Source organism: Bradyrhizobium sp. 179 (assembly GCF_023073535.1).
Classification (GTDB): domain Bacteria; phylum Pseudomonadota; class Alphaproteobacteria; order Rhizobiales; family Xanthobacteraceae; genus Bradyrhizobium.
In genome coordinates, this window is record NZ_JADPJR010000119.1 from 1 (window position 1) to 11,784 (window position 11,784).

Consider the following 11,784-nt stretch of genomic DNA (forward strand, 5'->3'; position numbering starts at 1 on the left):
CATACAGGTCAGGAGAGCCGGTCACCTTTCATGGGAGTGCCGCAAGGAGAATGCCCTTCTTCTGAGTACCGCGACGTACGTTGCGGGCGTCCCCGTTCCCGAAGACGTGCGGATCGAACTCTGGGAATGCGAGATCGAGGATTTCGAGATCGATACCTGGGACCGCGTGCGGCTCCTCAAGCGTGACAACAAGGAAATCACGCCCGAGGACGAACGCGCGTTTGAGCGGATCCGGGTGCGCGTTGACCGGTGTCTGACCTGTCGGTGCAAGGTCCCACCGAACGTCGATGACGGGCCGAATTTCGACCGTACCATCGGCGATCTCATCATCGACGCGCGCGCCAAGAAAGACGCGGAGGCCAAGCCCGCTCCCGTCGTTCCTCAGCCGGCTCCGGCTCCGGTGCCGCCGAACCTCACCCCGAAGGCCGAACAGAAGCGCAAGCCCAAGTCCCGCAAGCCGGTTCGGAACGATGGGTGGGGCAGGGACTAGCGCGCCGGCCCGTGGATCGGCCGCTCAGCGGCCGATCCCACGTCCACGATCTCGCCGCATCACGGCGCGGACCCTCAGTAACTCCTGTTCGATACGATGGCGCTCAATCTCCTCTCGACGCAGGTCGCGCTCACGTGCCGAGGCCTGCTCACCATCTCCCAAAGCCAAGCGCCGCTCAGCTTGTTCGTGCCTCAACGCGCGCTGTCGTTCCTGTGCCTTGATGCGCTCATCGGGAGTCAGGCGCTCCCCTTCGCCGCGTGCCAAGCGACCCACCGACACCGCGAGGTTGGTATCCCGCAGCGAGGCCATGGCACCTTCGCTCAAGCTTTGACGCAGGCGGTCGCCGAGTTGCAACCGAAACTGCGCGGCCTTTCGGAGCAGCGTGCGCAGGGTCGCGGTCAGCGTTTGTCGGCGGGCACGCTCAATCCGGAGCGCGTCTACGGCCTCGCCTTGGTCGGTCTGAATGCCAGCGCGGGTTCGGAGGTGGTGTCCCCGCCCGAGCTTCGGCTCCGGCTTCCGATCAAGCACGAAAACCGCTGCGTCGGCTTCGTCCGCCTTCTCCGTGTCACCGCTGGCGCGCGCATCGGCAGCCTCAGCCTTGGCGTCCTCGCATTGTGCCGCGAGCGAGAGGTGGCTGACCCGCGTCGGCGCTCCGGCACGCTCGAGCGCTTCGTTCAGATGCGAAGCCCACGCTTCACGGAGATGCAACAGGGTGTCTCGAGCGTCGAGAGCTTTTTCCTTGCCTTCGAACCCATCGGGACCGACGCGACGAGTCGAGATCAGCACGTGAGCGTGCGGATTGCCGCCGTCCGGATCGTCTTTTCCCGTCCGTCCGTCGTGGTGCGCGATGTCCGCGACAAGACCGAGCGCGACAATCTCCCGCTCGACGAACGCGCGGACCAGCCGGACGCGATCCTCGACGCTCAGCTCGCGCGGCAACGAGAGTACGGCCTCTTTCGCGAGCCTACTGTCGACCCGGCGTTCGCTCGCCTCCACCATCTGCCAGAGCTTCTGGCGATCCGTGCGAGCCCATGCCGGTGCGCTTGGGGGAGCGAGGAGTTCGCGCGACGAGACGCCCTTGCGCCGCCTGTAGTCGAAGACTTGGCCGCGGCGGGCGCAGACCATCCGGGTGCCGGAGCGATAGGCGGCTGCGGCGACGGCCGAACGCCCGCCGGAGCGGCCGATCACCTTCAGCTCGAAGCGGTACAGCGCCATCCCGTCACCGCGCCCTGTGCGCACATACGTGGTCCAGCGGCCCGACGCTGGCTCGGTTTCAGGGTGAGGAACCCTGACGTCCGGCGCCTAAGCGCCGGACTGGGGGGAAGCCGTCCGGCGGGGCGCAGCCCCTGAGGACCGCGGGTGTCGGACGCAGTCCGAGACGTAACCGCGCCCTTCGGGACTCAACCCTAGCTTTGCCCGCCCCTCGAATGCAACTCTCAAAAAGCGAGCTTCGAACATGGACACGACCGAGACCAAGCCGAAGCGCATCAAGCGCACCCCGGAACAGAGGCTGACGGCGCTTGCCGCTGAGACCGCACGTGTGGAGGCAGAAATCCAAGCCAGGGATGAACGGGAGGCGAAGGTCGTCGGCGCTGTTGTGATCCGATGGGCCTACGACAGCCCTGCCAATGCCAAGCAGCTGGTCTCGATCATCGACAACGACGGTCTTCCGGATGTGGACCTCCGAAGGGTCACCGACCTTCTCGGCCGCCTGCACATCTTCTCCATGAGACAGGATCCTGTTCCGCCCACCGAGACGGAGCACTCGTAGGACCCTGCCGACAATGGACGGCGCGAACTCAACCGACCCCGTCATTGAGTTGCTCGACACGCTCAAGGCAGTCCGCCGCGACGTGGACCGACTCGGGCAGGACATGCAGGGGACGCTCAAGGCCGCACAGGCGGCCGAGATGGCGGCTGCAAAACCTCGTACCCTCACCCTCGACGTGTCGGCCCTCGGGCCGGCCTTCGGAACGCTGTCCGACCGCGTCGCGTCGTTGGACACGACGGTCTCCGCGCTCGGGGCCGACCGACTGCGCAGCGAGGTCGTGGCCGCGCTGCACGACGCGCGCGGTGAGATCGACGCAGCGACGCACGGGGTTCGACAGGCAACGGCTCGGCTGACACTTCGCCTCACCGCAGTTCTGAGCCTCGTCGTGCTGGGCGCCACCGGCGCACAGTTTGCCGGCGTCGCCGCGTCTACCTTCTGGGGTCAGGCGGAACGCGCCCGCCTCGCCGCCGAAGTCGAGCGCCTGCGCGTCGCATTGCCGACGCTCCAGGCGCGGGCCGAGGACTGGCAACGCCGCGCAGGCCGCGTGGTGCTGACGAACTGCCAGTCCGATGACAGGCGCACGCGCCTGTGCGTCCGCATCGACCTGAGCGCGCCGCGGTTCGGCCCGCGTGGCGAGTACGCCGTGCTCGACGGCTACTGAGTGCGCAGCGGGCCGTTCGGAATGACGATCGGGTGCATGAGCCTACCGCATGGATGGCACTCGCCGTGACGGACCCGGTCCGGAATCGGAAGGTGGCCTTGCCCTCGCCCGACCCTGCCTCCCGGCAGCTCTTTGCGACGTTTCCGCTGGCCGCTGACCGCTCCAAGATTGCGCTTTCTGAGATCCTCTGTCCGTGGGCTCGAGTTTTTTGAAGGCACCCCCCCCGGTTCGGCCGCCCTTCGCGATCCAAGCCCGCCAAGCGGCATCCACGATGGTGATGCGGTTGGGATCATTGCGCCGGCCGAGAAGGCGGCGCTCCTCGACGTGGAGAAGCCCGGAACGGGCAGCCGTCCGGATCGCGTTGCGTGCCGTCGAGGCCGACACCCCGGCTCGCGCCGCGATGGCCGACACGCACAGTTCACATGCGCCGCGCGCCCGCACCTCGTCGGCGATGATCCGTAACGCGGCGAGTTCGCCAGTCGTGTGCCGGGCCGCGAGCGCCGGGGGCATTGGACCAGAGGCAGCCAAGGTCCGCCGTCGCTCTAGTGACCGAGCGCGATCCGGCGAGCGCTGATGGCGTTTCGGGGGGAAGATGGACGGTCGGCCCGGCGGGGCGTCGCTCCGCGGCCGGGAGCTAGCAGGCCTTCGCGGCGGCACGGGCGCGGCCGGGATGACCGTCCGCCCCTCGATCAGCGCCGACAGCGCCTCGGCCTCGGCCTCACTCACCTGGCCCGCCCCGAAGGCGCGCCACAGCAGCGCCGCCACCTCGGGCAGCGCGCCCCGGGGCGCAACCTCGACGGCGCGCCTAAGTTCTTCAGCGAACATGTCCCAGCCCTTGCGGGCCACGGCACAGCAGCGAGCATCGCCTTAGCGGGCGACACCCTTCCACAGAACGAGCAAGACCGTTGACGGGATTGGCGTCCCGTCTTGACCCCTAAGGGTGCTCGTGAGACTGTCGGGAGGTGTTTGATCCCCCGCCGGTCTCTATGAGATCGGTCCACGGCCTCTCAGGTTGGCGCCTGAGGGGCCGTTGCTTTTTCTACGTTGCCGTCGTGGCGGTTATCTCCTCGAACCGGCACGAGTCCGGCATTCGCCCACCATCCCCGTACCGACACAGGCAGTCAACACGGCTACGGTAAGCCCTCCCTCGACGGGGGTCTCGAAAGGGCGGTCAGATACCCTTTCGAAAGAGTTATGGACACACCCTCTCGTCCGTCTCATTCCGAGTGACCGAGGGGCTGTCATGAGCGAGGTGTCGAAGGGGGTTTCGTCCCGCATCATGACGTATGCGGAGATCGAGGAAGCATTCTCTCTGAAACCGGCTTCAGCTCGGCAGCTCGTGCGCCGACAGGGCTGGCGTAGGCTCCCCGGTAACGACGGTAGGACCCGGATAGAGATCCCTATCGAAGAGTTTGAGCGGGCTCTCAAGAGAGGTGTCGAAACCCCTCTCGATGAAAGCGAAATCGATGCTGAGCCTCCTGTCGAAGGCCCTCTCGAAAGGACCTTCGTTGCCTTCCTAACCGCCCATATCGAACGGCTCGAGCGGGCTCTCACAGAGGCGCAGCAAGCTCTGTCGCAGGCGGTAGCTGACAGGAGCGCCGAGACTGAGAAATCCGATCACTTAGTCGGGGAGGTCGCCGCTCTCGCTCGGCAACTCGCCCAGGTCGTTGAGGAGGCCGGGGGTCGCGAGCGCGAGCTGCAAGCGCGATTAGCATTGGCCGATGCCGCAGCGGCTCAATCACGGGTAGAGTTGAGTGCTTTGGAGAAGAGAGCCGAAGCGGAGACCGCCCAGGCCCGCGCCGAGCTGGAAGCCTGGAAAGCACGCCCATGGTGGCGTCGGCTCGCCGGCTGAACCGCAGTTGTGCACCAGTCCGGATCTGGGAGGCTGTAAGTTCGTAGATCGTCGTGGGTACGGGTGTCCGTCATGAACGAGAGATCGCGTCGCCCACCACAGGAGCCAGGGCGGCCGGGATCCTACTGCAAGCGGCGTGCGGTCTCTGGTACCGGCAGATCGCGGCGGGCGGCCTCGGGGGCTTCCTGGCGGTCCGTGACCCAGATTATCGCAGCGCGCTCGGCCGCGGTCACAACCCGCCCTGGGCCTGCTGCACGGGCTTCCGAGATCAGGGCCTCCAGGGCCGATCTCAGCTCATCTGTGAAGGCGTCGTCGTTCACCCGGTTTGGACCTTTGGTATTTCGTCTACGCCAACTCGGGGTCATCGCAGAGGATGTTCGAAAACGTACGCTAAGCGCCCATACCTATGCAGATTGACAGCGCGGAGACGAACGTTCTCTCTCCGCCTCGTGTCCCGAGATCTCGCCTGCTTGCTTACCAGCATGAGCCGCTGCTGCACGCTAAGTTTTTAGGAAGCCAAGATCATAAATCATCGGTGCTAGCTTCGATGTCAGCGTCTCGTAGGTTGAGTCAAAGACAGCAAATTCGGTTTCGATTTTGTCTTTCTGTTCCTCGCGTCGACCAAGAGCGGATCGGATCTGATACCATCCAACATCGGGGCGATTGAGTTTGAGGCTTTGACGAACGCTATATACATCGGTGATGGAGAAATACGTTTGCCAAAGGATTTTACCTGCTCGTAAGACTGCGGAAGCCTCAACCGAAAACTTCTTTTTATGTAGGTATTGAACCATAAAATCTGATTCAAATCGGTCAGGTGCATTAACTTCAGCCTCGGTGAACGGAATAAAGTGATTGACCAGACTCCATTGGCGACCATTCCACTCCAATCCGTTCGCGCCAGCCGTCAGATTTTGTGTGCTGAACAACATCCAGACTAAGCAGTCCATCTTAAATTCTTCAGTAAGAGGCTCATCAGGCTGTAAGAACTGATCCCGATCATTGAGCCACGACGGCTTAACTAGACGCCGTACCGCAAACACAACTGCCGATTTCCAGAGATTTTCCTTGGTGACGAAAAAACCGCCTGCGCTACAGTACCCTGATGATAGCAAGGCGGTAAGATTTGCGTGTTGAACATCACCACCGGGCGCAATCATTCCGCCGATCGCTCCGTCTGCCCATTTAGTGCCACGCACATCTTTAATACTAGTCGTTGGCACGAGCGCGCCTTTCAAGGGCAGGGCGTCATCCTTATTAGACCTTGCCCGCTTAATCCAATTGCTCAGAAATCGCTCACTTGGTAGATTATAGAATTGCTTTTCGCCAATTGCTTCGCCTTTTTTATTAAGAACCTCCGCAACTATGTTTGTAATTGGTGTCTTCTTTTTTGCGGAATTATCGGTTTCCCAAATAAGGAAGCCAATAGGGAAATTCCCATTTAGACCATCGAATGCTTTGCTAGGCACCAAGAAACCGCCGAGATAAGATGCATTCCAAAACGACCTGAATGGCTCAAAATTTGGAGCATTTACATATTTCAAGGTACTGAACATAGCCAAGGTAGCGTTTGGTATCTCTTTGGCGATCCGCACTAGAAATTGCACGAATAGTTCGCGCGAAGCGTATCCAAAATCACTGATCGTTTTAGCAATCTGCGTCTTTGAAACGCTTTTTTTGCTCTCTGAATTTTTCCCACGAGAACTTGTGATGTTATCTATGTTTGCAGCTTCTGCATATGGCGGATTGATAAGTATCAGGATCTTTCGACCTTCGGCGATTGCCTGCCGCAGAGCGGGCGGCACTTTGTTGGTGAGGCTATAGTCAATTCTGCCATCAGCCGTAATGTCATCATTGAGATAATCATATTGAAACCGAGTGGCGGAAACGCAGGTTCTAGTAGCTTTCATAACATCGACGTCAGCTTGATCTAATGTACTCATAAAAACGTTTCGCGGGTTGGAATGCTTGGTTTCCAAGTTCCCAACGCCGCAGCACATGTCCCAAACTATGTAGTTCTTCTGCCAGTTCTTCCCAAGAACGTCGGCTAACTTATCGTAGGCTTTATCAACCACGTGGAGTGGAGTATAGAAAGCGCCCTTGAAGCTACGCTCGTCTAGCGGGATTAGGGAGTCGCGACGCTCTAATAAGTAATTGCGATACTCCTCATCTGGTGGGCGGTGATAAATTGACCAGAACTGACGGTAACCCTCACGATTACCTAGTTTATAAAGTTTACCGTCGAGGGAAAATACGGGCGCTTCTCCTTGATGGAGAAGTTCGGCCGGCAAGTTTTCATGAGTCGCCTTGGTTCCGTCATGCATGATGTCGGCGAAAAAGAGAAGGGCATATTTATCTACCGGAGCACCGCCGATTTCCCGACCGATCATCTCGACCCATTTATCGAAAACTTGCTTCAAATTATCTGGCGTGATCGAAATGCGGATAATATCGCCCTTTGTCAGAGCGGCTTTTACAGTACTGATGAATTCATCTTCGTGCGTCGCTATCCTGAACGAGACCATCCTTGTTCCAATGAACGCGGATACTTGGTCGAGCGCCTCCTTCGGGAATTTAGTAGCCGACTTGCCCCATTTTATCGTCTTCTTTTTCAAAAATGGAATAACATCAGCGGTCTTCATCAGAGCCGCCTTCTCAGTATCCATTACTGCCAGGAACGGTGGTAACTCGTCCCCTTTATTCAACCCATCCTGCACATAATGCAGAAGCTGGGTGAACATCTTATAACTTGAGTCCTTGCCGTGATGTTTAGCCTCGAACCACATTTCCTTCGTACGAATATCAATTAGCCCTTTGGTATATTTCTTCAAGCCTAACGCCTGAATGTAAACATCTTTGACGTCTTCCTCGCTGCGGACATCTTGTAGTTTTTTGTACAGAGACATTATGTTCCCGCTGGACCATGCCCGATGCACGGTAGACATCGCCGTTCGCATATGCCGTGGCAAGCGCTGTGGCAGCGTCGTGAATATCCTCACCCATGGGGTTCTCGTAGTCGAGGGCGGCGGAGACAACGCCTACTGGACACGCGTCCTCGTCACGTAGAAGGGGACCCAAAACTCAGTTCGAAACCACGAGGCGTAGGCCCTGGCGCGGGAGATACGCGCGCTCAACGTCGGCTTCGTTCGCAGCCAGAAGGCGCGCCAAGTCAGACAAGCTGTATCCAAGCTCGTTGCAGTGATACTTGATGATATCTCTAAGGCGCCAAGGTTCTTCTACCTGTATTTCGTATGGCTCACCCTCGTTGAAAGATTTATTATACTGAACATTCATGTTTTTGTACTGAGAATCAGTAATTAATTTTAGGTCGTAAGTTCTTTTAATCAAGCTTTTTATAGAGACCTTCCAGTACGCTTTCACTCTACCGAGAGCAGTAATCTTAGGAGATATCAAATATGATTTGATATCCGAGGCAGGCATGAGGAAAGCCGCAGCGAAGCGGTGCGCCTCCTCTTCCATCTTCTGATCGTCGTCAGGCACGGTGTGCATAACGATGTGTCCAAGCTCGTGCGCGAGCGAGAAACGGAAGCGGTCCCCGGCAACATCCTTGTTCATGAAGAAGAGCGGTGGCATGCCCTCCGAACGGAAGCTGATGCCGTCCAGAAGCTTGGTGTGGAAGCTCGTCATGATGACGATGCCGCCCGCCTGCTCAATCGTATCAACCACGCAGGCGACCGGCCCACGCGGCAGCATCCAGTACGCGCGCAGCCGCTCGGCGACCTTCTCTGGCGTGAGGCCGCTCTCGTCCAGGTCGATCTGAGGGATCGGCTTGGCGACTTCCAGGTCGTAGGAGCGCAAGAGCCTCGCCACGTGCTGACGCCGGATGTTGATGACCGCACCGATCCGCGCGAGTGGCTTCGCGCCGAGCTTCGTGCGCTTGCGGTAGTGAAAGGCGGGGAACCCGATCGCGCGCTCGCGCTGATGGAAGAAGGCTGTAGGGAAGCGGAGTGCCTTCGCGAGGTTGCCCAGCACCTCGTCGGAGGGTTGGCCGATCAGGCCGTGTTCGAGCTTCGAGATGAGCGCCTGCGTGACAGACGCCTCTCTCGCCAGATCAGCCTGGGTCATCTCGCGCGCCTCACGCGCGAGTCTCAGCATGTCAGCGTTGAAGACCGCGTCGGTCACTTAGCGTCCTCGTCTCGCACGCGCCGCCTCAAAGTCGGTCCGACCAGTGTCAGGGATCCGCTCCGGCGTGATGTCCACCCACGCAGCCTGGGCTTCCGTAGCGGTGACCTGCGCCGTCCAGATCACGTCCTTGCCGATCTGCCTGACAATCATCACCCGCTCGATCGCGGCCCCGGCGGCATCCATTTGGTAGCCCGCATACAGACGCACGGCCGCCTCGGGCAGATCGAGGAGGGGCATCTCGTCGTCATAATCCTGCTGTTGCAGGGTCTGGTAGTTAGCGTGTTGGCCTAACCCGTTCACCTTCTTGACCCGGATCAGCGCCTGATCCCGGTAGTTGAGCAGGTGAAGCCCCCGGCGATCCAGGAAGTTCACCCCAGGCGTGCCGTCGAAGCGGTCCATCAGCGCTCGTTCGGCGTGGTCGTAGATGCAGCACGCGGCAGCGCGATCACTGTGCTGCGCACGAACCGCATCCGAGTACCCGTCACCGTTGTAGGTGGCGACCGCCTCGTACAAGGCGTCGTGGATGCCGAGCAGCAGGGGCTCGATGATCGCCATCTGGCGCGACTGGTCTTCTTCCACGTCCATAAGGCCCTCTCCATCCGGCAGCACGTCGCGCCCTTGGAAGGATATGGCGGAAAATATAACCGTTTCAATAACCGAGCCGCAACTCCTTGTCGGGCCTTACGCTTTGGACTCCTGGGCGTCCCAGACGAGAGCCCTGGAAGCGCTACAATCCGATCTCGACAGCGAGATTGTCGGCGAACAGGGCCCCCTCACGGACGTACCGGCGCAGGGTGCTGAGCGAGGCGTGACGGGTCTGGTGAGCGATCCGGATCTCGCCAACCCCGGCATGGGCGGCCGAGGTCGCGAACCCCGCCCGCATGGAGTGGCCCGCATAGGCCGCCGCGTCGAGCCCGGCGGCGCCAGCGCGGCGCTGGACGATCAGCGCGACGGCGTTGCCGGACAGCCGCCCGCCGAGGCGGCCGTGACGGTCGACGGCGCGGAACGCCGCCCCCTCGGCGATCCCGGTCGCGGCAAGCCACGCCGTGTAGGCGGCGGCCGGACACGTCGCCTGTCCCGTGCGCCCGACCGCGAGCACCGCGCCGCGACCCTCGGCGTCGGTCTTGCTGCGCCGGATCGTGACCCGCAGGCCCTCGGGCAGGACGGCGATGTCGGCCACGTCGAGGGCGGCCAGCTCGGAGCGCCGCAACGCGGCGGCGGTGCCGACCAGGAGCAGGGCGCGGTCGCGCCGGTCGGCGAGGCCGTCGCCGAGCCCGGCGAGCACCTGCTTCAGGCGCGGCACGGTCAGGGCCTCGGCGCGGCGCTGGGCGGAGCCGCGCTCGCGCCGGAGGCCCGCCAGCACGTCGGCCACGGCCGGGTGGCGCACGTCGAGGCCGAGCCCGGCCCGGCGGTGCCGGGCGGCGAGGCTGCTCACCCGCCGGGCGAGGGTCGCGAGCGACAGCCGGTCGGCGCAGTCGGCGAGGTAGAGCCCGACCACGGCCGGGGCGGCGGGCAGCGGTTCGAGGCCGCGGGCGGCGCACCACCCCGCGAATTCCCGCCAGTCGGCCTCGTAGGCGCGGAGCGTGTTAGCGGCGCGCGCCTGCCGAGCGAGTCCGGCGGCGCGGGCGGCGACCGCTTCCAAGTCGAGCGCGGGGCCGATTGCGGTCTCTGCGACAGGGGTAGGAAGGGTGGTCACGGGGAACCCACGTCGTTGGAGGTTTCGGTCGCCAGCAGGTTCTGGATGAGCGTTCGGTGCGTGTGGTTGATTGAGAGGGTCCAGTCGATCTCGCACAGGAGGCGCTCGGCGCAGGTCCGCGCCTTCGTGCCGGGGTCGAGGCCGTGGAGGAGGTGAACTTGCCGTTCGCGCCGCCGCTCAGTCTCGGCGATCTCCCGATCTGCGTCCGCGAGCGCGTCATCGAGGAGCGATGAGGCCGGGACGGGCGCGACGGTCATCCCTGACCCCTCAGGTCCTGGAGCTGGAGTCGGGCCTCAAGGACAAGGCGTAGTTTCGCGTCGGCGAGATCGAGCAGATCCTGGGCGCTCGCCGGGAGGTCGGGGCGTTCCAGGGCCTCCTTCAGCACCCGCTGTTCCTGACGCAGGCCGTCCAGGGTGCGCATGTCCTCCGACATCAGCCGGTCCTGCTCGGCGGTGTCGGCCCCATCCCGGATTAGGGCGAGGAGCCCAGCAGTCCGCGCGGCCGAGCGCATCTCGATCGCGGCGATCTCCCGGCGCACGTCCCGGAGCATCTGCTCCAACAGCGCCACCATGACCGACTCCGTCTTGACCTCCGATAAGCGTCATTATCACAGCCCAGAAGACGCCACCCCGCGGCTGCCCACACCCTAGGCAGCTCCTTCACGAAACTGTGAATTGCCGCCAATTCGGGCTTTGGCGAGCCGCCAAATTCCATTAGGTTACTTTTAAGAATGTATTCACATGTGGCCAGTGAAGTCCATCGACTTCACTGGGGTGGCGAATGCCCCTCCACATGTGACGGGTCTCTCCCGTCTTTATGATGTCGTTCTTGCTCCTTGTAGCAGTATTTCTCAGCTTTTTCAAGATACTGTCTGCCGGTCCGGCCCACTTATCCAATGGTCTCCGCTCTGTACTTTCGGCAAAGAGCGATATTCATAGACGGCCTCGCAACTGGAAATGCCGGGGCCTCACATGTCCAACTCCAATCAGAACGAAGACCGCAAAGATCAGAATGCCTCCGCTGCGCCGGAAGCTTCAAACCCGCTGCGCCCTCATGATTGTCGATATCTCGTACAGGTCAGGAGAGCCGGTCACCTTTCATGGGAGTGCCGCAAGGAGAATGCCCTTCTTCTGAGTACCGCGACGTACGTTGCGGGCGTTCGTGAACC

12 protein-coding genes are annotated in these 11,784 nt (G+C 61.6%); 5 read left to right on the plus strand and 7 right to left on the minus strand.

What is annotated here, in order from left to right:
* Positions 1–490, plus strand: a 490-nt coding sequence (locus IVB12_RS28350; RefSeq protein ID WP_247304046.1) for a hypothetical protein, incomplete at its 5' end; no start/stop codon positions are given.
* A gap of 24 nt (positions 491–514) precedes the next feature.
* Here the strand turns inward: IVB12_RS28350 and mobQ are convergent.
* Complete coding sequence (gene mobQ / locus IVB12_RS28355; RefSeq protein WP_247299895.1) at positions 515–1,705, minus strand: MobQ family relaxase; 1,191 nt, start codon at positions 1,703–1,705, stop codon at positions 515–517.
* Between the two features lie 241 nt (positions 1,706–1,946).
* Between mobQ and IVB12_RS28360 the strand changes: the two genes are divergently transcribed.
* The 3 genes from IVB12_RS28360 to IVB12_RS28370 all read left to right on the plus strand — a co-directional run bounded on the left by IVB12_RS28360 (position 1,947) and on the right by IVB12_RS28370 (position 4,774).
* Entirely contained in the window at positions 1,947–2,261 is a 315-nt protein-coding gene (locus tag IVB12_RS28360; RefSeq protein ID WP_247299899.1) for a hypothetical protein, read from the plus strand.
* Between the two features lie 13 nt (positions 2,262–2,274).
* Positions 2,275–2,922 carry a hypothetical protein gene (locus IVB12_RS28365; RefSeq protein WP_247299902.1) on the plus strand — a complete coding sequence of 216 codons (648 nt, stop codon included), beginning with the start codon at positions 2,275–2,277 and terminating at the stop codon, positions 2,920–2,922.
* Between the two features lie 1,243 nt (positions 2,923–4,165).
* Positions 4,166–4,774, plus strand: coding sequence for a hypothetical protein (locus IVB12_RS28370; RefSeq protein WP_247299906.1), 609 nt, complete (start codon positions 4,166–4,168; stop codon positions 4,772–4,774).
* Between the two features lie 500 nt (positions 4,775–5,274).
* Here IVB12_RS28370 and IVB12_RS28375 read toward each other — a convergent pair whose 3' ends face one another.
* The 6 genes from IVB12_RS28375 to IVB12_RS28400 form a co-directional block, all read right to left on the minus strand.
* Positions 5,275–7,680, minus strand: coding sequence for a hypothetical protein (locus tag IVB12_RS28375; protein ID WP_247299909.1), 2,406 nt, complete (start codon positions 7,678–7,680; stop codon positions 5,275–5,277).
* Positions 7,681–7,855: 175 nt separating this feature from the next.
* Entirely contained in the window at positions 7,856–8,917 is a 1,062-nt protein-coding gene (locus IVB12_RS28380) for an XRE family transcriptional regulator (protein WP_247299911.1), read from the minus strand.
* The gene (locus IVB12_RS28385) at positions 8,918–9,505 is read right to left on the minus strand and encodes a hypothetical protein (protein ID WP_247299914.1); all 588 of its coding nucleotides are present in this window, start codon (positions 9,503–9,505) and stop codon (positions 8,918–8,920) included.
* Positions 9,506–9,647: 142 nt separating this feature from the next.
* On the minus strand, positions 9,648–10,562 hold the full coding sequence (locus IVB12_RS28390) for a tyrosine-type recombinase/integrase (protein WP_247304047.1): 915 nt from the start codon (positions 10,560–10,562) through the stop codon (positions 9,648–9,650).
* Positions 10,563–10,612: 50 nt separating this feature from the next.
* Positions 10,613–10,873, minus strand: a complete 261-nt coding sequence (locus tag IVB12_RS28395) for a hypothetical protein (RefSeq protein ID WP_247299890.1) — start codon at positions 10,871–10,873, stop codon at positions 10,613–10,615.
* Positions 10,870–11,187: a hypothetical protein gene (locus tag IVB12_RS28400; RefSeq protein ID WP_247299892.1), complete on the minus strand. Its 318-nt coding sequence runs from the start codon at positions 11,185–11,187 to the stop codon at positions 10,870–10,872. Before IVB12_RS28400 ends, IVB12_RS28395 begins: the two co-directional genes overlap by 4 nt.
* Positions 11,188–11,587: 400 nt before the next feature.
* Here IVB12_RS28400 and IVB12_RS28405 point away from each other — a divergent pair.
* Positions 11,588–11,784: hypothetical protein (locus tag IVB12_RS28405; protein ID WP_247304048.1), on the plus strand; the 197-nt coding region annotated here is incomplete at its 3' end.